Origin of the sequence: Nocardia tenerifensis NBRC 101015, assembly GCF_000308715.1 — a bacterium.
GTDB classification, from domain to species: domain Bacteria; phylum Actinomycetota; class Actinomycetes; order Mycobacteriales; family Mycobacteriaceae; genus Nocardia; species Nocardia tenerifensis.
This window is the reverse complement of the sequence record NZ_BAGH01000076.1, coordinates 12,009-33,987: the sequence shown is the minus strand read 5'-3', so window position 1 is coordinate 33,987 and position 21,979 is coordinate 12,009. Positions and strand designations below refer to the sequence as shown.

Genomic DNA, 21,979 nt, shown 5'->3' with positions numbered 1-21,979 from the left:
ACAACCCACGCGCCACCTGCTCGCTGAACTCGGTGCGATCGGTGACACGCGACTGCGCGTCCCAAATGTGCTGCACCGTCCGCACGTACTCCCGCGCGACCCGCACACCCTGGAAGCCGATCAGCTCCGCGGCCCGCAGCTCCACGAGCCGCTTGGTCTCACCCGTCGCGGTCAAGCCCTCGAAAAGGTCGGCGGGAACCTTGATTTCGGCGCTCTTGCGCTGCGGATGCCCCGCCGCGGCGGCGAACTCGTCCGGCAGCGCGACCGCCGCCCGGCCCCAGCGGAACGCCGCGATATTGGCGTTCACGGCGACGCCGTTGATCTCGATGGCCTCCTCGATGGCGGACGCGGGCAGGCGCAGCCCGCCGAGCTGATAGGCGGCGCCGACCATCAGGAAGTTAGCGGCCGCGGTATTGCCGAACAGCACCTCGGCGGCGGCGAGCGCGTCGAACGAACGCACCTCGCGCGAGGCCTGCTCGAGCCGGGCCAGCAGCGCGGGCGTCTCCGGGTACTCGACGGACTTGTCGTAGACCATGTCCCCGGTCGGAGTCTTGCTGGTGGACGCGACCGACAGGGTGTTCTCTTTGGAACCGTAGGCCAGGTTCTTGTTGTCGGTGGCGGTGAGCAGGTCGAACGCGATGATGCAGTCCGCCGAGCCGGGCGTCAGCCGGTTCGCGGGCTCCAACTCGCCTGCGGCGAAACGCAAATGCGAGACGACCGGGCCCGCCTTCTGGCTCAGGCCGATCTGATCCAGGCTCGCCACCTCGTAACCGGCGCGCAGCGCGGCGGTGGCCAGCACCTGGTTCACGGTGACGATGCCGGTGCCGCCGATGCCCGCGAGGAACACATTCTGCGTCGCCGTCGGCGCGGACAGCGGCAGGTCGGCCAGCACCGGCGGGACCGGACGCTCGACCGCCTTGCGCTTCTTGGCCTTCCCCGGATCCGGCAGCTCCACCGTGACGAACGACGGGCAGTCGCCGTCCATGCAGGTGTAATCGGTGTTGCAGGAGGTCTGGTCGATCCGCGTCTTGCGACCGAACTCGGTGTCGACCGGCTGCACCGAGAGGCAGTTGCTCTTGACGCCGCAGTCGCCGCAGCCCTCGCACACCGCCTCGTTGATGACGACCCGGGTCCGGCGGGCGGGCAAAGTGCCGCGCTTGCGCTGGCGTCGCGCGTCGGCGGCGCAGTGCTGGTCATAGATGAGGACCGTGACGCCGGGTACCTCGCGCAGCACGCGCTGGGCCTCGTCGAGGCGATCGCGGTGCCACAGCCGGGTGCCGGGGGCGAGATCGCGCTTGCGGTACTTCTTCGGGTCGTCGGCGCAGATGATGATCTGCGCGACGCCCTCGACGCTCAGCTTGTGGGTCAGCCGCGGCACCGCGAGCGCGCCCTCCGCGTCCTGCGCGCCGGTCATCGCGACGACGTCGTTGTAGAGCAGCTTGTAGGTGATGTTCACGCCCGCGGCGATGCACGCCTGGACGGCGAGCTGGCCGGAGTGGAAAAACGTTCCGTCGCCGATGTTCTGGAACAGATGCGGCACATCGGTGAACGGCGCCTGGCCGATCCACTGCGCGCCCTCGCCGCCCATCTGGGTCAGGCCGGTGACGCGGCTGTCTTCCCGGCCGGACATGGTCACCATGGTGTGGCAGCCGATGCCGCCGCCGGCCAGGGAACCCTCCGGCACCGCGGTGGAGCGGTTGTGCGGGCAGCCGCTGCAGAAGTAGGCGGCGCGCTTGGCGGGCAGCACGGACAGCGACAGTGGCTGCGGCAGCGGACGTTTCGTGTCCAGGTAGCCGTGCAGGGCTCGGCTGAGCGGCTTGGTGATGCGACCGGTGGTGAGCTCGCCGTCCTGACCGAACAGCGGGCGACCGGACGCATCGCGCTTGCCGATGATCTCCGGCGCGTCGGCCGTGCCGTACAGGATCTCCCGGATCTGGGTCTCGATGAAGGCCGTCTTGTCCTCGACCACCACGAGGCGGGTGAGGCCCTTGGCGAACTGCCGAACGCGTTCGGGGGCAATGGGAAACGGCATGCCGATGCGCAGCAGCCGGACGCCCGCGCGCATGAGCGCGTCGTCGTCGACGCCGAGGTCGATCAGCGCCTGCCGGACCGCGTCGAAAGTGGTTCCGGTGGCGGCGATGCCGATGGTGGCGTGCGGCGGGTTCAGCTCGATGACGTCGAGCTCGTTGAGCGTGCTGTACGCCTTGACCATCTCCCAGCGCGGGCCGTACAGGTCGGCCTCGGCGATCACGCTGTCCGTCGGCGCCGCCATCGGCCGCTGCAGATACCTGAACGGGCGCCCCTCCCAGGTGATCTCGGGGACTACGATGTCGATGTCGCCCACGTCGCCCTCGACCGACCACGCGCCGTCGGCGACGTCGGCCACGATCTTCAGCGCGACCAGGCAACCCGAGGCGCGCGACAGCGCGACACCGTGCAGGCCCATGGTGATGATCTCGCGGGCGTTGCGCGGGAACAGGACGGGGATGTTCATCGCGGCCAGCGAGCGCTCGCTCACCGCGGGGACCGTCGAGGATTTCGAGGCGGGGTCGTCGCCGACCAGCAGCAGCACACCGCCGTTGGCGTTGGCGCCGTACATGTTGGCGTGCCGCAGCGCGTCCGTCGCGCGGTCGAGCCCGGGGCCCTTGCCGTACCAGACGCCGACGACGCCGTCGTGCGTCGCGGCGCCCTTGGGCAGCTCGGCCTGACTCCCCCACACCGAGGTCGCGGCCAGCTCCTCGTTCAAGCCGGGGACGAACGAGATGTCGTGCTCGGCGAGCACATTCGGCATGCCGGTCAGCATCTTGTCCACGCCGCCGAGCGGACTGCCCTGGTATCCCGACACGAACGTGCCGACTCGACGCCCGGCGCGCAGGTCGCGCACGTGCTGTTCGACCAGTTGACGCGCTATCGCTTGGACCCCGGTGAGGACAACGGTGCCTGCGCCGACGCGGTAGCGGTCGGCAAGGTCATACGGCGCCGGAATCAGATCGTGATCGGCGAGCTCGGTCATACATCCACCCGTCCGGCCGGCACCGGTCGGGCGCAGGCCTAGTTGAGCACTTGATGCCCTTTACCCTGCCTGCGAAGCGCTGAATGAACAATAGGCGCGCCGAAAATTGAGCAGACTGCGCAATTCATTCACTTGTGAATGGGCACACACTATGCACGATGTGAGGTTTACTGTGACGGTTGCCACCGGTCGCCGAATCGAGACCTGCAACGAGCCTGCCAGCAACCGGGAGCGACTCCAGGCAAACGTCGAGTGACGGCCTGTCGCACGCGCCGTCCGACCCATGAATAGCCCGAACGAAGAGAGCCGACGGCTATGACACGCGCTAGACGGTGCCGCACAGCTAGTGATCTTGGTCAAAAGCACAGGAATCGCGTTGTGATTTGTCCAAAGTGCCGGACCCGGTTGCGCGGCGTCTCGCGCGCGGCGCTACCTTCGCTCCGGATGGTGCTGCTCCCGCGGCTACCCGCAGTCATCGAGCCGAAAGGTGGTGTGCCGGTCCGACCCTCGGTGTGACTGTGAGTCGATGTCTATCCGTCTTCGCGGCGAACGATGGCGTTCGCCGCTGTTTCCATGCAGTGGTGGTCCGTTCGAGTTGCCGAGGCGTTGTCGGGGTCGGCAAGTCGATAACGACCGATATTCGAAGGAAAACCGTGCACAGAGTTCCGTTCAGGATCGCGATCCTGTTGTTGAGCGTCGTCTCGGCCGGCCTGCTCGGCCTGCCCGCGAACGCCCAACCGCTCTATCCCACACCGGATCCGGATGTGTTCTACGCACCGCCGGCCGACCTGGCGGCCTTACAGCCCGGCGACGTCGTGCGCACCCGCAAGATCGACACCGGCCCCTACGTGGGAACCACCGGCTGGCAGATCGCGTTCCGCTCGACCAACTCGATGAACAAGCCGGTCATGGGGATCACCACCGTCCTGCTGCCCAACGGCGTCAAGAACCCGCCGCTCGTCTCCTACCAGGCCCTGATCAATTCCCTTGGCACCCAGTGCAACCCGTCGCGCTCGCTGTTCAACGGCGAACTGCAGGACGCGGTCGGCGCGATGCTGCCGATCGGGCGCGGCTGGGCGATCTCGCTGCCCGACTACCTCGGCCCCACCTCCGCCTACGGCGCCGCCCGGCTCAGCGGCATGATGACGCTGGACAGCGTCAAGGCCGTGCGCAAGGTCAGTGAACTGGGCCTCGGCGACTCGCCGGTCGCGCTGGCCGGCTACTCGGGCGGCGGCATGGCCACCGCGTGGGCCGCCGCCCTGCAGCCCACGTACGCACCGGATCTGAAGCTCGCCGGGGTCGTCGCGGGCGGCGTTCCCGCCGATCTCGAGGAGATGGCGATGGCGCTCGGCTTCGCCCCGCATCCCGGCTTCGGCCTCGCCTTCGCCGCCGCTATGGGCCTGGAGCGGGAATACCCCGATCGGCTGCCGATCTCGGATCAGCTGAACGAGAACGGCCTGTGGTTCCGCGAATTCACCCACGACGCCTGCCGCCGGTTCCTGCTCTTCCACGGCGTCTTCCGCAACGCCGAGCAGATGGCCGCGTCGAAGAGCCTGATGAACAGCCCGGAGGCCCATGCGGTGCTGCGCGAGAACAGCCTGCGCTACTTCGACGGCGTCCCCACGGCCCCGATGTACCTGTGGCAGGGCCGATTCGACGAGATGACGTTCTTCCCGCCGGTCGCCGAGGTCGCCGACCGTTACTGCAAGGCGGGCGCGAAACTCGATTTCCACCCCTACGAGATCGCCGAACACATGACCACCGCGGTGGCCGGCTTCGTCGATGCCTGGAACTACGTGGAGGGTCGCTTCCGCGGCGAACCCGCCCCGAGCAACTGCTGACCGACCACTGACGAAGGGCCCCGGACTTATTGGCCGGGGCCCTTTTTCGTGGCTCAGCTGATGGAGCGGACCTGCTCCTCGTAGGCCGCGCGGGTCTTTTCGTCGGCCGGGTGCAGGGCGCGGTCGCCGTCGATGAGCCTGCGCACCAACCGAACCGCGCGCTCCGGTGCGGCCGCCAGGGCAACGTCGATGGGGCCCAGGTAGTTCGGGACGGCGACCTCGGCCTTGCGGGTGGCGACGGTGCGCACGATGGCCTCGGCGACATCCTCCGGATCGACGGTCGGCATGCCGTGGCCGAGGGCGAGGCCGGAGGACAGACGGGTGCGCACGGCCGACGGCAGCACGCAGCTGACGCTGACGCCCTGCGGGGCGAACTCCAAACGCGTTGCGGCGGAGAGCCCTACGGCCGCGAACTTGCTCGCGTTGTAGACGGCCAGACCGGCCACCGGGACCTTGCCCGCCAGGGAGGCCACATTGACGATGTGGCCGTGCCCGCGCTCGATCATGGCCGGCGCGACGGCGCGCATGCCGTTGATGAGACCCCAGACATTGATGTCCATGGTGGCCTGGCCGACCACGTCCGGCTCGTCCAGGAACGCGCCCGCGGGCATGACGCCCGCGTTGTTGACGAGCACGTCGACGTGGCCGAGGTCGGCGATCATCTTGTCCCACTGCCCGCGCGAACGCACATCGAGCTCGTAGGGCCGGGCGCCGATCGCGGCGGCCGCGGTCTCGGCGGCGCCTGCGTCCACGTCGGCGATCACGATCTCGGATCCCTTGGCGGCGAACAATTCCGCGGTGGAGCGGCCGATGCCGCGGCCCGCGCCGGTGATCAGGACGCGCGCGCCCGTCAGGTCGAAGTCGGGGTATCCGTGACCGAGGATTCTCATGCGAAGGCTCCTTGTTCGAGCGCACGACGGGTGCTGCGCAGGCTGTGCTGGAAGGTGTCGAGACGGCGGCGACCGTCCATGAAGTTCGGGCCCATCACGGCGAGATCGCCCGCGGAGGCGTCGACGCGCACGACTCTGGTTCCGGTCACCCGCAGCTGGGCGATCTCGGCGTCGAGCTTGGCGCTCATGCGATTTCGCAGCTGCCGCTCGAGGAAGTGGCCGGGATCGTTCGCGGGAATCCGACCGGTCGAGGCCATCGGGGCGAGCACGACCAACTCGTCCAGCCGCTCGCGCAGCAGCAAATCCACCGAGGCCGTCGAGCCCGCGCCGCCGTCGATGAAGCGGCGCCCGGCGATGGACACCGGCGGGAACCACCCCGGCACCGCCCACGACGCGCGCAGGGCCGCGCCGAGCGAGGCGGGCGGCGCGTCGGGCGAGCCGAACGGAATCCGTTCTCCTGTCGCATAATCCATGCTGACCAGCCAGGTCGCCGGGTGCGGCACCCAGGAGCGGCCGGGGTTGAGCCGCTCGGCCAGCCGCGTCAACCAGCTCGCGTCGCCGCCGCCGACCGGCAACAAGCCGCTGCCCGCGGTCAGCAGCGCTTGCTCGGAATCGGTGCGGCGCAGCGGAAGCCAGGCCGAGCCGAGTCGCGGGCGCGGCAGCGGCGGAAAGCGACCGGGCCCGGAGCGCATGTGCGCCAGCAGGATCGGGTTCGTGGACGTGCCCTCCTGCATGGCGATCAGCTCGTCCACCGAGACGCCGCTACCGAGCATCGTCACGTACTCCGCGCCCGCCGACGTCCCGATCAGCACATCGGCCTCGCGCGGATCCCAGTCGAGCGCGTCCCGGACCGCGGCGAGCGCCGCCACGATCCACGCCGCGCCGAGCGTGCCGCCGCAGCCGATGGCCAGGCCGCGTCGCTGCGACCCGTTGTTGTTACCCATGGTTCCACACACTAGCAGAATTCAAATACCATCGGTATCTGAAATCTCGGAGTACGTAGAATCGACGCATGGCACGTCTGACCCGGTCCGAGAGCCAGGCCCGCACCCGCGCCGAGCTCATCGCCACGGCCCGCGATCTCTTCCTCGCCGACGGCTACGCGAGCACCAGCCTCGAGCGGGTCGCCGAGGAGGCCGGGTACTCCAAGGGCGCGGTCTACTCGAACTTCCGCACCAAGAAGGAGCTCGGCCTCGAGGTGATCGAGCTGATTCACGCGACCAAGTTCGGCGAGGTCACCGACCTGCTCGCGGCGGGCGACAGCTTCGAGGAGCAGCTCGAGCGGTTCCAGGAGTGGGCCGAGCGGACGGTCGGCGACGTCGGCTGGACCATGCTCGAATTCGAGTTCGCGACGGTCTCCCGCGACGATCCCGCTCTACAGGCGGCGCTGGTGTCCAGCCTGGGCGTGGTGCGCGGCGCGGTCGCGGCGCAGGTGCAGACGCTGGCCGACACGGTGGGGATCGAGCTGCCGGTGCCCGCCGAGGACGCCGCGACCGGCATCCTCAGCATGGGCATCGGGTTGGGCATGCAGCGCGCCATCGACCCGTCGATCCCGGCCCGGCTGATCACCGACGCCGTCCGGTTGCTCGTCACCCTCGGCAAGGGGCCGCTCGCTGTGCGGAGCGCCGCGACGCCCTGAGCACCGTCACGCCGTAAAGTGCAGAGTCCATTCGCCGCGGTAGTGCAGCCGGGTGACGCTGCCCGGTGGAATGTCGATGCGCCAGAACGATTTCGGCGGCGCGTCCAGGGTCACCAGCAGGGCGGCGCGGATGACCGCCGGGTGTGTGACGGCCACGGTGGACTTCCCCTCCGACGCGATCTCGGCCATCCAATACCGGGTCCGCTCGATCACGTCCACCACGGACTCGCCGCCGTGGCCGCGGAACATCGGGTCGGTGAGCCAGGCGTACAGCTCGTCCTGCGGCACCGACATCAACGCGCCGCCGCGCCAGGCGCCCGCGTCGAGGTCGCGCAGCCGGGTGTCCTCGTCACCGGGCAGGCCGAGCAGGGCCGCGGTCTCGACCGTGCGGCGTTCGGGTCCGGTGAGTACGCGGGGCGCGGCGAGCGGCGTGCAACCCGAGATGGCCCTGCGGCCCGCTTCGGTCAGCGATTCGTCGACTGGAAAACGTGCTTTCCGCATCGCCTCGGTCATTCCATGGCTGACCAGGTCGAGTCTGAGCACTTTTTGCACGAGGGAAGCGTACGACTATCTGTCCCGCCTCTCCGCGAATTCAGGCCAGACTCAGGTGCCTCGACAGAAGCGTCGGCGACCGGCGGTTTTGCGGCCTGAACGGGTTAGCCCGTCCCCGGCGAGTTACCCATGTGCTAACGAAATCAGTTGTCACCTCATGTTGACGAAAACAGCTTGTCGGTGCCCCGGTGCACACTGAACCCATGGCTCAGTTCTCCCCCGCTACCCAGGAGTGGTTCGACGGTGCGTTCCCGGCGCCGACGTCGGCCCAGCTCGGGGCGTGGGAGGCGATCGCGGCGGGCGAGCACACGCTGGTGATCGCGCCGACGGGATCCGGCAAGACGCTGTCGGCGTTCCTGTGGGCGATCGACCAGCTGGCCACCCGCGAGCAGACGACGGAGCGGCCGGGGACCTCGGTGCTGTATGTGTCGCCGCTCAAGGCGCTCGCGGTGGACGTGGAGCGCAATCTGCGCGCGCCGCTGGTAGGCGTGACGCAGACCGCGAAGCGGCTCGGCCTCGACCCGCCGGAGATCACGGTCGGCGTCCGCTCCGGCGACACCAGCGCGGCCGATCGCCGATCGATGCAGCGCACACCGCCGGACATCCTGATCACCACGCCCGAGTCGCTGTTCCTCATGCTCACCTCCGCGGCCAAGGAGACGCTGCGTGACGTGCGCACGGTGATCGTGGACGAGGTGCACGCGATCGCCGGCTCGAAGCGCGGCGCGCATCTGGCGCTCTCGCTGGCCCGGCTCGATCAGCTGACCTCGAGCGCCGACTCGACGGGCCGGCCGGGGCGCCCCGCGCAGCGGATCGGCCTGTCCGCGACCGTGCGCCCGCCGGACGAGGTCGGCCGGTTCCTGGTCGGCAACGCGCCGATCACCATCGTCTCCCCGCCCGCGCCGAAGACCTTCGATCTGTCGGTCCGGGTGCCGGTGGCGGACATGACCGAGCCGGGCGAGTCCGATCAGCCCGGCTCGATCTGGCCGCATGTGGACGAGGCGATCGTGGATCTGGTGCTGGAACACCGCTCTTCGATCGTGTTCGCCAACTCGCGCAGGCTGGCCGAGCGGCTCACCGCGCGGCTCAACGAGACCTACGCGGAGCGCCTCGGCGAGCCGGTGGAGACCGAGCACAAACCGCCCGCGCAGCTCGGCGCGGCCACGGAGGTGATCCACGGCGCGAGCCCGCTGCTGGCCAGGGCGCACCACGGATCGGTGAGCAAGGAGCAGCGCGCGCTCATCGAGGACGACCTGAAGAGCGGGCGGCTGCGCTGCGTCGTCGCGACCAGCAGCCTCGAACTCGGCATCGACATGGGCGCGGTGGATCTGGTGGTGCAGGTGGAGGCTCCGCCGTCGGTGGCGAGCGGGCTGCAGCGGATCGGGCGGGCCGGGCACCAGGTCGGCGAGATCTCGCGCGGCGTGCTGTTCCCGAAGCACCGCACCGACGTCATCCACTGCGCGGTGGCCTCGCAGCGGATGACCGCGGGGCAGATCGAGGCGATCCAGATCCCGGCACACCCGCTCGACATCCTGGCTCAGCAGACCGTGGCCGCGTGCGCGCTGGAACCGATCGATGTCGACGCCTGGTTCGACATCGTGCGCGGCACCGGAAGTTACGCGGCGCTGCCCCGTTCGGCCTACGAGTCGGTGCTGGACCTGCTGGCCGGGCGGTATCCGTCGGACGAGTTCGCCGAGTTGCGGCCGCGGCTGGTGTGGGATCGGGACGCGGGCACGCTCACGGGCCGCCCCGGCGCGCAGCGGCTCGCGGTGACCTCGGGCGGCGCGATTCCGGACCGTGGTCTGTTCGCCGTCTACATGGTCGGCGAGAAGGCTTCGCGGGTCGGCGAACTCGACGAGGAGATGGTCTACGAGTCGCGCGTCGGCGACGTGTTCGCGCTCGGCGCGACGAGCTGGCGGATCGAGGAGATCACCTTCGATCGCGTGCTGGTGACGCCCGCGTTCGGGCAGCCGGGACGCCTGCCGTTCTGGCACGGCGACGGACTCGGCAGGCCTGCCGAGCTCGGCGGGGCGCTCGGCGAGTTCGTGCGTAAGGCCGGTCAGCACCCGGAGAACCTGGAGAAGCTCACCGCGGCGGCCGGTTTGGACGCGTTCGCGACCGCGAATCTGGGCACCCTGCTGGACGAGCAGAAGACCGCGGCCGGGCAGCTGCCCACCGATAAGACGCTGGTGGTCGAGCGGTTCCGGGACGAGCTCGGCGACTGGCGGCTGGTGCTGCACTCGCCGTACGGGCTGCCGGTGCACGCGCCGTGGGCGCTGGCGATCGGGGCGCGGCTGCGCGAACGGTTCGGTGTCGACGCCGCGCCGAACGCCTCCGACGACGGCATCGTGGTGCGGCTGCCGGACACCACCGACGATCCGCCGGGCGCCGAGCTGTTCGTCTTCGAACCCGACGAGATCGACGACATCGTCACCGAACAGGTCGGCGGCTCAGCGCTTTTCGCGTCCCGCTTCCGCGAGTGCGCCGCGCGGGCGCTGCTGCTGCCTCGGCGCGATCCGGGCAAGCGCGCCCCGCTGTGGCAGCAGCGGCAACGGTCGGCGCAGCTGCTCGACGTGGCGCGCAAGTTCCCCGACTTCCCGATCCTGTTGGAGACGGTGCGCGAATGTCTGCGCGACGTCTACGATCTGCCCTCGCTGCGCGATCTGCTCGGCCGGGTGGCGCGCAGGCAGCTCCGGCTCGTGGAGGTGGAGACGGCGACGCCGTCGCCGTTCGCGAACGCCCTGCTGTTCGACTACATCGGGCAGTTCATGTACGACGGGGACAGCCCGCTGGCCGAACGCCGGGCGGCGGCGCTGTCGCTCGACTCGGGGCTGCTGGCCGAGCTGCTCGGACGGGTGGAACTGCGCGAACTGCTCGACGCCTCGGTCCTCGAGCAGACCGAGCGGGAGCTGCAACGGCTCACCCCGGAACGTCAGGCCCGCGACGCCGAGGGGCTGGCCGATCTGCTGCGCCTGCTCGGTCCGCTCACCGCGGCCGAGGCCGCCGAACGCTGCGTCGAGGATCCGGCGCCGTGGTGTGCCGAGCTGGTGAAATCGCGCCGGGCCCTCGAGGTTTCGTTCGCGGGCCGGAGCTGGTGGGTCGCGGTGGAGGACGCGTCCCGGCTGCGCGACGCGCTCGGCGTTCCGCTGCCGATCGGCACGCCCTCGGCCTTCATCGAGCCGGTCGCCGATCCGCTCGGCGATCTGGTCGGCCGGTTCGCGCGCACACACGGCCCGTTCAGCACCGAGGCGGTGGCGGCCCGCTTCGGCCTCGGCACCGCCGTGGTGGCCACCGCGCTGCACCGGCTGATCACCGAGAAACGCATTGTGGAGGGCGAGTTCACGCCCGGCGCGGCGGGCTCCGAGTGGTGCGACGCGCAGGTGCTGCGCCGGCTGCGCCGCCGCTCGCTGGCCGCCGCCCGCCACGAGGTGGAGCCGGTGTCGACGGCCACCCTGGGCCGCTTCCTCCCGTCCTGGCAGCACGTCGGGTCGGGCGAGCTGCGCGGCGTCGACGGTGTCGCCGCGGTGGTGGAACAGCTTGCGGGCGTGCCGATTCCGGCCTCGGCCTGGGAGTCGCTCATTCTGCCCGCACGGGTCCGCGATTACTCCCCCGCGATGCTCGACGAGCTGATGGCCACCGGCGAGGTCATCTGGTCCGGCCACGGCTCGATCACCGCCAAGGACGGCTGGGTCGCGCTCCACCTGACCGACCAGGCCCCCTTCACCTTGTCGCCGCCCGACGACATCGAGCTGTCCGAGGTGCAGCTGCGCCTGCTCACCGCGCTCGGCGCGTCCCTCACGCCCCCGGCCGCCACCGCCGAGACCCCGAACCCGACGCCGGTGCCGCACGGCGGCGGCGCCTACTTCTTCCGGCAACTCTCCGATGCCACGGGTTTGCTCGACGACACGAAAGTGGCGGCGGCACTGTGGGAATTGGTCTGGGCCGGGCTGGTCTCCGGCGACACGTTCGCGCCCGTGCGCGCCATGCTCTCGGGTACGACGCGGACCACCACCGCCCATCGGACGCCGCGCCGGGCGCCGCGCGGCCGGGCGTATCTGCCGCGTCCGAGCATGCCGACCCGGTCCGGGCCGCCCGCGGTGGCCGGGCGGTGGTCGCTGCTGCCGGAGCGGGTGTCGGACAACACCGTCCGAGCGCACGCGACCGCGGACATGCTGCTGGAACGCTACGGCGTGCTGACCAGGGGCTCGGTGCAGAACGAGGGCGTGCCCGGCGGTTTCGCGCTGATGTATCGCGTGCTCACCGAGTTCGAGGACCGGGGGCGGTGCCGCCGTGGATATTTCGTCGACTCGCTGGGCGGCGCCCAGTTCTCGACCACCGACGTGGTGGACCGGCTGCGGTCGTTCGACACCGAGCGCGGCCGTCCCGGCGACTCCGGTCCGCAGCGCGGAAAGGCGCTCGCCTTGGCGGCGTGTGACCCGGCCAATCCGTACGGCGCCGCGCTGGCCTGGCCGAAGAGCGAGGGCGACGGCGGACACCGCCCGGGGCGCAAGGCGGGCGCGCTCGTCGTGCTCGTCGACGGCGAACTGGTGCTGTACCTGGAGCGCGGCGGCAAGACCCTGCTGACCTTCACCGAGGACCCGAACGCCCGCCAGTCCGCCGCCCAGGCCCTCGCCGGCCTGGTGCACCACCGCCGGGTCGACTCGCTCGTCATCGACCGCGTCGACGGAGAGACCGTGCACGGCAACACCTTCGCGGGCTTCCTCAGCGAGGCGGGCTTCTCCGCCACGCCCCGCGGCCTACGGCTACGGACCCGCCCGTGACCGGGTGCACCCGTGCCGCGCGCATGGCGCCTAGGCGGACACCGAACAGTCACTACGGAGGGCGGCGATATGCCCGAGGGTGACACCGTCTACCTGGCCGCGGCGCGCCTGCGTGCGGCACTGGCCGGTAAAACGTTGACCGCCAGCGACTTCCGCGTCCCCCGGTACGCGACCGTCGATCTGCGCGACCAGGTGGTGGAGAGCGTCGGCAGCTACGGCAAGCACCTGTTCATCCGGACCCCCACGGTCAGCATCCACACCCATCTCAAGATGGAGGGCACCTGGCGGGTCTTCCACTGCGGACAGCGCTGGACCAAGCCGCGGGTGACGGCCCGCCTGGTGCTGCGCACGGACGAGGTCGAGGCCGTGGGGTTCTCGCTCGGCAAGGTGGAGGTGCTGCGGGTCGCCGACGAGCACACGGTGATCGATCACCTCGGCCCCGACCTGCTCGGCCCGGATTGGGATGTGGCCGAGGCGGTTCGGCGGTTGGAGCGGTACCCGGACCAGCCGATCGGGGTGGCATTGCTGGATCAGCGGAACCTGGCCGGCATCGGCAATATCTACCGCAGCGAGATCTGCTTCCTGCGCCGCGTCCACCCGGCGACACCCGTCGGGCAGGTGCCCGATCTGCTCGCGCTGGTGCACGAGGCCCACCGGGTGATGCTGGAGGCGGTACGGAAACCGCCGCGGCGCGAACTGGTCTACGGCCGCACCCGCCGCTCCTGCCAGCGCTGCGGCACGCCCATCGCGTCGCGGCTGCTCGGCGACCCCGCGCCCACGTCCGACCGGATCGCCTATCGCGAACGCGGCATCTACTTCTGCCCGCGCTGCCAGCCGAGCCCCGACGCCTGAAACCTCGGCCGGTGGAACGGACCAAACCTCGCGGCCGTCCGCACCGAATAACTGTGCGGGGCGCCGACGGCACGGCGCGCCGATCCACTATCACCCCCGCCCCACTGTAATTTGCCACTCAGTTGCTAATGATCGGCGCGCGCGGCACGACTACCTCCGTGACAGTCACGACACAGCACAGGGAGCAGCATGACGACGGTATCGAGACCGGGCAGACGGCTGCTCCTCGCGATCGCCGGCCGCCTCTTGCTCGCCGCGCTGGCCACCCTGGCCACCGTGGTCTTCAGTTACCTTCTGCTGCATCCCGATTCGCACGCCGACACACCGCGCGCGCCACACCCGCCGATCTCCACGATCTCGCCGCGCCCTTGACGGAGCGGTCCGCGCGGACATAACTTTCAAGTTGTAAGTTATGAGGAGCGCGGCATGGACGATCCACGGCAGTACGTGGTCATCGGCGGCGGACTGGCCGGCCTCGCGGCCGCGGTCTGGCTCGCCGAGGCGGGTAAGAAGGTCATTCTGCTGGAGCGTCGCGGCCGGCTCGGCGGCCGCACGCACGCGATGAAGGTCGACGCGGTCGACGACGTCCCCGACAACGGCCAGCACGTGATTGCCAGCGGCTACCGTCATCTGTTCCGCTACCTCACCAGCGTCGGCACCAGGCAGTACGTCGCCTTTCCGCACCATGCCACGCTGCGCTGGCCCGACGGCCGCAGCGTCACCATGCACACGAAGGGCCTCGGCGCGCTGCGCACCCTGTCCGGCGCGCACCCCGACGCGTCGTTGGTCGAGCGGGCCCGCGCGACCGTCGCCACCCTGCGGCTCGGCTGGCAATGCCTGCGCCAACCGGCCGACCTGCCCGACCTGACCACCGAACAGTGGTTCGACCGGGTCGGCATGCCCGCGAAAGCCCGTGAGGCCCTGTGGGATTGGCTGGCACTGGGCGTGGCGGCCGAGCCGGTGCAGCGGGAGTCGGCGAAGGTGCTCGCCGATGTGATGGCCACCGGCATCCGCCTCGGTATCGCGGACCGGCGGCCCGCCACCATCGGCTACCCCACCACCGATCTGGACACCCTTTTCGTCACCGGCGCGCTGAAGGTCTTCGCGCGGCACGGGGTCGAGGTGCGCCATCGCGCGGTGGCCCGCCGGATCGATATTCGCGACGGCCGCGTCACCGGCGTGACGCTGGCCGACGGCACCACCGTGCCCGCCGACGCGGTGGTGTGCGCCGTCCCCAACTCCAACATCGACGGCTTGCTCGACGACCTGCCCGAACACGCCGAAATCTACTCCGCCGCAGACAAATTGGGCTACACCCCGATCGTCAGCACCAATCTGTACCTGGACCGCCCGCTCGGCACCGCCGCCGAGTTCGAGGCCTTGATCGGCGGCGGCGGCGTGATCGATGAGGTCTTCGACCGCCAGCGGATGACCGGCCGCGCGACCGACCGGGCCTGGCTGTACTGCCTGACCACCAGCGGCGCCTACGAGCAGATCCACAAGTCCACCGAGGAGATCGTGGCGGAGCAACTGGCGCTGCTGCGCCGCTACTATCCCGCCGCCGAGGACGCGAAAGTCGTTCAGGGCCATGTCGTTCGGATGCCGAAGGCAACGTTCTCACAAGTGGTCGGCACGCACGCGCTGCGCCCCGCCCAGCGCACCTCGGTGCCGACCCTGGTGCTCGCGGGCGACTGGACCGCCACCGACTGGTCGGCGACCATGGAGAGCGCGGTACAGAGCGCCGCGAAGGCGGTCGATCTGCTGCTTGCGCTACCGTCGGTGCGGTGAGCACGGAACGCGCCACGTCCGGGCATGCCGCCCAGCCCTCGAACACACCGCCCGCGCCGAAGCGCCGGATGTCGGCCGCCGACCGGCGTGAACAGCTGCTCGACGTCGCCCGCGACATCGTGGCCGCCGACGGCTTCGGCGCGGTCACCATCGATCGGGTGGCGCGCGAGTCGCAGGTCGCCCGCGCCCTGGTGTATCAGCAGTTCACCGACCTGTCCGGCCTGATGACCGCGCTGCTGGACCGCGAGTCGGCCATCGCGCTGGCCGGGGTCGGCAGCGTGGACTGGTCCGACACCGTCGAGGTCGACCAGGTCGGTCGCGGCATCCTCGCCTACCTGCACGCCGCCCCGACCAGCTGGCGGATCATCCTCAGCCCGCCGGACGGCGGCCCGCCCGATCTGCGCGGCCGGCTCGAGGCAGGCCGGGCCTACGCGCGGGCGATCGGCGCGCGGCACCTGTCCCGCTACACCGGCGTCACCGTCGATCCCGACGGTCCGACCGAGCGCATCCTGCTCGCCGCGATGGAAGAGCTGGCCAGGCTGCACCTCGCCGATCCGGACCGGTACCCGGACGAACTGGTGCTGCGCTACCTGCGCGCGCTCGTCGGCTGGGCGACAAGACTCGAGGCGCCCCGCTGACCTGCGGTGACGGCCCGCTTCACGAAAATCTCACGGACAGTTCGGTTTTCTGCTCTCCAGGCGCGGATCACGCGTCGTGAGAGAGAGGAATATCCATGAAGATCAGCACCCTGCTCGCCGCCGTCGCGCTCTCGGCGGGCCTCGTCGCCGGAGGGTCGGCGGTGGCCAATGCGGAGACGATCTACGTCGGCACCTACGGCACGGAGGCGGCCTGCCGGGCCGACGGTTCGGACGCGCCCGCGCACCCGGACTGGAAGTGGTGGGAGTGCCAGCAGACCCCGACCGGTGAGTGGGATCTGTACTACTCCACCAACTGATCGCGGGGCTTGGTGGTCCGGAGGGGGTCGGACCACCAACACGCCCGCACCGGCCCAAGGTCTGAAATGCCCTATTCTCTGAGCGTGCGTGTGCTGGTGGTGGAGGACGACGAGGGTCTCGGCAGACAAGTCGCCGCCGGGCTGCGCTCGGCGGGTTTCGCCGTCGACCTCGCGCATCATCTCGCGGACGCCGACCTGAAGATCGCCGTCAACACCTACGACGTACTCGTCGTCGACCGCGGCCTGCCCGACGGCGACGGCCTGCACCTGGTCGCCACGCAGCGCGCCGCGGGCCGGCGGGTGCCGGTCCTCATGCTCACCGCCCGCGACGGATTGGCCGACCGCATAGCGGGTTTCGAGCACGGCGCCGACGATTACCTGGTCAAGCCGTTCGCGCTGCCCGAGCTCGCGGCCAGGGTGCGCGCGCTGAGCCGCCGCCGCGAACACCCCGCCCCCGCCCGACTCCGGCTCGGCGACATCGACATCGACCTGCCGCGCCGGCGGGTCCAGCGCGCGGGCATCCTGCGCTCGCTGACGCCCAAGGAGTTCGCCGTGCTCGAGCTGCTCGCCACCCGTGCGGGCGGCGTGGTCTCCCGCAGCGAGCTCATCGAGTGCTGCTGGGACGAGATGGCCGAGCCCGCCTCCAACGTGGTCGACGCCGTCATCGCCCAGCTGCGGCGCAAACTCGGGCCGCCACAGGTGATCGAGACCGTGCGCGGCGCGGGCTTCATGATCGGGAGCGCCCCATCGGCGCCCTGACCCCCGCGGACTCGGGTGGTCGCGCCGACGCCCAACCCGCCGTCGCCAGACTGCGCCGCACCCGCTGGCTGCTGACCGCGCTCATCACCGTGATCACCGCGACCTGCCTGATCATCCTCGGCGTCCTCGCGGCGGCCATCGACGCGCGCTCGCGCCACAATGCCGTCGACGACGCGCTGGACCGGGTGGTGACCGGCTTGTGGCGCAGCATCGATTTCAACCCGGACGAGCAGGCCATCGACCTCGGCCTGGTCGAACGGGACGACCTGGCCAACGGCGAGACCGCGGTCATGATCGTCACCAACGACGACAACGGCCACTGGCGCGAGATCTACGGGCACCTGCGCTCCTGGCTGCCGCCGACCAACGGCGCGGAGGCGCTGGCCGACGACGCGGTGCGCGCGGGCGGAATCGTCTTCCGGGACGGCCACGACAGCGCCGGCCGGCCGGTGCGGCTCGCGGCGACGCCGATCTTCTGGGAGGACACCGACACCCAGGCGGTCGTGCTCGCGGGCACGAATCCGGGGCTGATGGATCGTGATCGAGCGCTGCTGCTGTGGGCGCTCATCGTCGGCGGGCTCACCCTGGTCGCGCTGTCCGGCCTTGCCGCGCACGCGCTGTCGGGTCGCAGCATGCGTCAGGCCCTCGCGCTGGTGGCGGAGCAAGAACGCTTCCTCGGCGACGCCGCGCACGAATTACGCACGCCGCTCACCACTTTGGGCCTGGTCACCGCGCCGCGACGGCGCAGCCCGCAGGAGGTCGAGCGGGCGCTCGCCGACGCGGGCGAGCTCGGCGCCAAGATGGAGCGGATCGTCGCGGGCCTGCTCGCGCGGGCCAGGATGCAGGCGGGCGTGACGACGATGGAGCGCGTGCAGCTGCTGCTCGATCAGCTCACCGAGTCGGTCATCGAGGAGTTCACGGCGAATATCGTGGTGCAGAGCAGTCCCACGGTCGTGATCGGCGATCCGAACCTGCTGAGCCTCGCGGTGCGCAACCTGATCGAGAACGCGCTCACGCACGGCACGATCAACCCCGCCGCGCCGGTGGAGGTGCACGTGGCGGACGGCCGGGTGAGCGTGCGCGACCACGGCGCGGGGTTGCAGCCGCAGCTGTCGAGCAATCCGTTCGCACGCGGCGTCACCGGTGGGCGCGGGAGCGGCATCGGCCTCGCGCTGGTCGCGTGGATCGCCGAATTGCACGGCGGCACAGCCACGATGGAGCCCGCGCCGGGCGGCGGCGCCATCGCGACCATCGCGCTGCCGCCGCCGACGCACGGTCTCTCCTGAACCGGCGTGACGGATCCGCCTACGGCACTTGCTTATCGGTTACGCCGTCGGCCGGAACCGGCTCCAGGATCTCCGGCCGGGGCTCCGGGGCCGCGATGCGCAGCGCGTCGGCGGAGTCGTCGTCGGGCTGGGTCTGCGACCTGATCTCCGCCTCGACCCGCGCGCGGTAAGTCCTTATCTCCCGGTCGATCTCGGCTTCGTCCCAGCCGAGGGTCGGCGCGACCAGGCGCGCCACCTCCTCGGCGCAGTCGGCCCCGCGGTCGGGGTACTCGATGGAGATGCGGGTCCGGCGCGCCAGGATGTCGTCCAGGTGCAGCGCGCCCTCGGCCGCGGCCGCGTACACCGCCTCGACCCGCAGGTACGACGGCGCGGCGGTAATGGGTTGCAGCAGTTCGGGTTTGCCCTCCGCCGTGGCCATCACCTCATCGATCAGCGAGCCGTATCGGTCGAGCAGGTGCTTGATCCGGTACGGGTGCACGCCGTACTCGTCGGCCAGCTGCACCGTCTGGTTGACCAGCGCGAAGTAGCCGTCGGCGCCGAGCAGCGGCACCTTCTCGGTGATCGACGGCGAGACGCGGGCCGGAATGTCCTGTGCCGCTTCGTCTACGGCGTCGTAGGCCATCACCCGGTAGGTGGTGTACTTGCCGCCCGCGATGCTGACCAGGCCCGGCGCGACTCGCGCGACGGCGTGCTCCCGGGACAGCTTCGAGGTCTCGTCGCTCTCGCCCGCGAGCAAGGGGCGCAGGCCCGCGTAGACGCCGTCGATGTCGGCATGGGTGAGCGGGGTGACCAGCACGTCGTTGACGCGGTCGAGTAGGTAGTCTATGTCGGCCTTAGTGGCCGCCGGGTGCGCGAGGTCGAGATTCCAGTCGGTGTCGGTGGTGCCGATGATCCAGTGCGTGCCCCACGGGATGACGAAGAGCACCGAGGTCGGGGTGCGCAGGATGATCGCGGCGTCGCTGACGATGCGGTCGCGGGGCACCACGATGTGCACGCCCTTCGAGGCGCGGACGTGGAAGCGGCCGCGGTTGTGCGCCAGCGCCTGCACCTCGTCGGTCCACACGCCGGTCGAGTTGATCACCACGTGCGCGCGGATCTCGGCGGTGCGCCCGTCCTCGCTGTCGCGCACCCGCACGCCCACCACCCGGTCCGCCTCGCGCAGGAAGCCGACCACCTGGGTCGAGGTGCGGATCACCGCGCCGTAGTGCGCGGCGGTGCGGGCCACGGTCATGGTGTGGCGGGCGTCGTCGACGACCGTGTCGTAGTAGCTGACGCCGCCGATCAGCGCGCTGCGCTTGAGGCCGGGGGCCAGCCGCAGCGCGCCCATGCGCGTCAGGTGCCGTTGTCCCGGAACGGATTTCGCGCCGCCCATGGTGTCGTAGAGGACGAGCCCCGCCGCGACATACGGGCGCTCCCAGGCGCGATGGGTGAGCGGGTAGAGGAAGCGCAGCGGCTTCACCAAGTGCGGCGCGAGCACGGACAGCGCGAGTTCGCGCTCCCGCAGCGCCTCGCGAACCAGGCCGAACTCCAGCTGCTCCAGGTAGCGCAGGCCGCCGTGGAACATCTTCGACGAGCGGCTCGACGTGCCCGAGGCGAGATCGCGCGCCTCGACCAACGCTACCTTCAGCCCCCGGGTCGCCGCGTCGAGCGCGATCCCGGCGCCGACCACGCCGCCGCCGATGACGACCACATCGAAGTGGTCCTTGCCGAAGCGCTCCCAGGCCGTCGCGCGCTGCTCCGGACCGAGGAACTGAAATTCCGGTTTCTTGGTCATGCTCGACTCCTCCAGCCGCGTGTCGACGACGTAGTGGTCTTGCTCGGGCATTCGATCGAGCTGCTCTCGCTACAGGCTATGCCAGCCGCCGCGGATCTCGTCGACCACGCCCTCACCCGTGTCGTCCAGCATTACCCGTCGGTAACCGACCCTAATCCAGCGGCGCGCGGACGGCGAGGCGATCGGCCGTTGCGGCGGCGGAGAACCCGCGCCGTCGCAATCAGGCCCGGCGCGCTCGGTGTTTAGTAACCTGCACGAATGCGTCGCTATGTGGCCGCCATCGACCAGGGCACGACCTCGAGTCGCTGCATCGTCTTCGATCGGCGGGGGCGCGTCGTCGGCGTGGCCCAGCGCGAGCACGAGCAGATCTTCCCCCGCCGGGGCTGGGTCGAGCACGACGCCGAAACCATCTGGCGCAACACCGAATCGGTGCTCGGCGAGGTGCTGGAGCAGAACGAGCTGAGCGGCGACGACATCGCGGCGGTCGGCGTCACCAATCAGCGCGAGACCACGGTGGTGTGGGATCGCGACAGCGGCGAGCCGATCCATCACGCCATCGTGTGGCAGGACACCCGCACCGACCGGCTTACTACCGAGCTCGGCGGCGATATCGGGCCGACCCGCTTCCAGGAGCGCACCGGGTTGCCGCTGTCCACCTACTTCGCCGGGCCGAAGCTGCGCTGGCTCCTGGACAATGTCGACGGCGCCCGCAAGCGCGCCGAGGCGGGCGAGCTGTGTTTCGGCACCATGGACAGCTGGGTGCTGTGGAATCTGACCGGCGAGCACATCACCGACGTGACCAACGCGTCGCGCACCATGCTGATGGATCTGAATACCCGGCAATGGGATTCGGAACTGTGCGCGGAGTTCGGGGTGCCGGAGTCGATGCTGCCGCGGATTCGCAGCTCCTCGGAGGTGTACGCCGAGATCTCCGGCGGTCCACTGCAAGGCATTCCGGTCGCGGGCATCCTCGGCGACCAGCAGGCCGCCACCTTCGGGCAGGCCTGCCTGTCCCCCGGAGACGCCAAGAATACTTACGGCACCGGCAATTTCATGCTGCTCAACACCGGGACCACGCCGGTGGTGAGCAAGCACGGGCTGCTGACCACCGTCTGCTATCAGCTCGGCGACGAGCCCGCCGTGTACGCCCTCGAGGGTTCCATCGCGGTCACCGGGTCGCTGGTGCAGTGGTTCCGGGACAACCTCGAGCTCATCTCCTCGGCGGAAGAGATCGAACCGCTGGCGAGCAGCGTCGAGGACAACGGCGGCGCCTACATCGTGCCCGCGTTCTCCGGATTGTTCGCGCCCCGATGGCGACCGGACGCGCGTGGCGTGATCGCCGGGCTCACCCGGTACGTGAAGAAGGCGCACCTGGCGCGGGCGGTGCTGGAGTCCACCGCTTTTCAGACACGCGAGGTGGTCGACGCCATGCGCGCCGACGCCGAATCCGAGCAGCTCGATCTGGAGCTCACCACGCTGAAGGTGGACGGCGGCATGGTGGGCAACGACCTGCTCATGCAGTTCCAGGCCGACATCCTCGACGTGCCGGTGGTGCGCCCGGTGGTCAACGAGACCACCGCGCTCGGCGCCGCGTACGCGGCCGGGCTCGCGGTGGACTACTGGTCGGGCACCGACGAGATCCGGGAGAACTGGACCGCCGACAAGACGTGGGAGCCGACCATGTCCGCCGAGGATCGGGACGAGCACCTGAAGGCCTGGAACAAGGCCGTGGAACGCACGTACAACTGGGCGGACTGACCTCGACCCGGGCCGGCGGCGGATACGTGTGGACGATCACGAACTACATACAGCCTGGCGTCACCAACGGCTGAGCCCCGGGGACGGCGGG

The 21,979-nt window shown here is 70.3% G+C and carries 16 protein-coding genes; 11 read left to right on the top strand and 5 right to left on the bottom strand.

Annotation, left to right across the window (positions count from 1 at the left end):
* On the bottom strand, positions 1-3,013 hold a 3,013-nt coding region (locus ON39_RS06215), incomplete at its 3' end, for an indolepyruvate ferredoxin oxidoreductase family protein (protein WP_040732109.1).
* A gap of 674 nt (positions 3,014-3,687) precedes the next feature.
* Here ON39_RS06215 and ON39_RS06210 point away from each other — a divergent pair.
* Positions 3,688-4,854, top strand: a complete 1,167-nt coding sequence (locus tag ON39_RS06210; protein ID WP_040732107.1) for a lipase family protein — start codon at positions 3,688-3,690, stop codon at positions 4,852-4,854.
* A gap of 53 nt (positions 4,855-4,907) precedes the next feature.
* Here ON39_RS06210 and ON39_RS06205 read toward each other — a convergent pair whose 3' ends face one another.
* Both ON39_RS06205 and ON39_RS06200 read right to left on the bottom strand, forming a co-directional pair.
* On the bottom strand, positions 4,908-5,744 hold the full coding sequence (locus tag ON39_RS06205; protein ID WP_040732090.1) for an SDR family oxidoreductase: 837 nt from the start codon (positions 5,742-5,744) through the stop codon (positions 4,908-4,910).
* Positions 5,741-6,688, bottom strand: coding sequence for a patatin-like phospholipase family protein (locus ON39_RS06200; RefSeq protein ID WP_040732086.1), 948 nt, complete (start codon positions 6,686-6,688; stop codon positions 5,741-5,743). Before ON39_RS06200 ends, ON39_RS06205 begins: the two co-directional genes overlap by 4 nt.
* Positions 6,689-6,756: 68 nt before the next feature.
* On the opposite strand from ON39_RS06200, the gene ON39_RS06195 reads away from it, so the two are divergent.
* Complete coding sequence (locus tag ON39_RS06195; protein WP_040732083.1) at positions 6,757-7,383, top strand: TetR/AcrR family transcriptional regulator; 627 nt, start codon at positions 6,757-6,759, stop codon at positions 7,381-7,383.
* 6 nt (positions 7,384-7,389) lie between these two features.
* Here the strand turns inward: ON39_RS06195 and ON39_RS06190 are convergent, their stop codons facing one another.
* Entirely contained in the window at positions 7,390-7,935 is a 546-nt protein-coding gene (locus tag ON39_RS06190) for a histidine phosphatase family protein (protein WP_040732080.1), read from the bottom strand.
* A gap of 203 nt (positions 7,936-8,138) precedes the next feature.
* Here ON39_RS06190 and ON39_RS06185 point away from each other — a divergent pair, with 203 nt between their 5' ends.
* The 8 genes from ON39_RS06185 to ON39_RS06150 all read left to right on the top strand — a co-directional run bounded on the left by ON39_RS06185 (position 8,139) and on the right by ON39_RS06150 (position 18,356).
* A complete protein-coding gene (locus tag ON39_RS06185; RefSeq protein ID WP_040732078.1) occupies positions 8,139-12,716 on the top strand; it encodes an ATP-dependent helicase in 4,578 nt (1,525 codons plus the stop codon).
* Between the two features lie 69 nt (positions 12,717-12,785).
* Positions 12,786-13,568, top strand: a complete 783-nt coding sequence (locus ON39_RS06180; RefSeq protein WP_040732075.1) for a DNA-formamidopyrimidine glycosylase family protein — start codon at positions 12,786-12,788, stop codon at positions 13,566-13,568.
* A 189-nt stretch (positions 13,569-13,757) separates the two neighbouring features.
* Positions 13,758-13,940, top strand: a complete 183-nt coding sequence (locus ON39_RS06175; RefSeq protein WP_040732072.1) for a hypothetical protein — start codon at positions 13,758-13,760, stop codon at positions 13,938-13,940.
* A gap of 54 nt (positions 13,941-13,994) precedes the next feature.
* Positions 13,995-15,356, top strand: coding sequence for a hydroxysqualene dehydroxylase HpnE (gene hpnE, locus ON39_RS06170; RefSeq protein ID WP_040732069.1), 1,362 nt, complete (start codon positions 13,995-13,997; stop codon positions 15,354-15,356).
* 68 nt (positions 15,357-15,424) lie between these two features.
* Positions 15,425-15,994 (top strand): TetR/AcrR family transcriptional regulator, encoded by a 570-nt coding sequence (locus ON39_RS06165; protein ID WP_040732105.1) that lies wholly within the window; start codon positions 15,425-15,427, stop codon positions 15,992-15,994.
* A 95-nt stretch (positions 15,995-16,089) separates the two neighbouring features.
* The gene (locus ON39_RS06160; protein ID WP_040732066.1) at positions 16,090-16,311 is read left to right on the top strand and encodes a hypothetical protein; all 222 of its coding nucleotides are present in this window, start codon (positions 16,090-16,092) and stop codon (positions 16,309-16,311) included.
* 84 nt (positions 16,312-16,395) lie between these two features.
* On the top strand, positions 16,396-17,070 hold the full coding sequence (locus ON39_RS06155; RefSeq protein ID WP_040732104.1) for a response regulator transcription factor: 675 nt from the start codon (positions 16,396-16,398) through the stop codon (positions 17,068-17,070).
* 89 nt (positions 17,071-17,159) lie between these two features.
* Positions 17,160-18,356 (top strand): sensor histidine kinase, encoded by a 1,197-nt coding sequence (locus tag ON39_RS06150; RefSeq protein ID WP_051186345.1) that lies wholly within the window; start codon positions 17,160-17,162, stop codon positions 18,354-18,356.
* Positions 18,357-18,375: 19 nt separating this feature from the next.
* Here ON39_RS06150 and glpD read toward each other — a convergent pair whose 3' ends face one another.
* Complete coding sequence (glpD, locus tag ON39_RS06145) at positions 18,376-20,130, bottom strand: glycerol-3-phosphate dehydrogenase (RefSeq protein WP_040732102.1); 1,755 nt, start codon at positions 20,128-20,130, stop codon at positions 18,376-18,378.
* 258 nt (positions 20,131-20,388) lie between these two features.
* Between glpD and glpK the strand changes: the two genes are divergently transcribed.
* Positions 20,389-21,888, top strand: coding sequence for a glycerol kinase GlpK (gene glpK, locus ON39_RS06140; protein WP_040732063.1), 1,500 nt, complete (start codon positions 20,389-20,391; stop codon positions 21,886-21,888).
* Positions 21,889-21,979 lie beyond the last annotated feature (91 nt).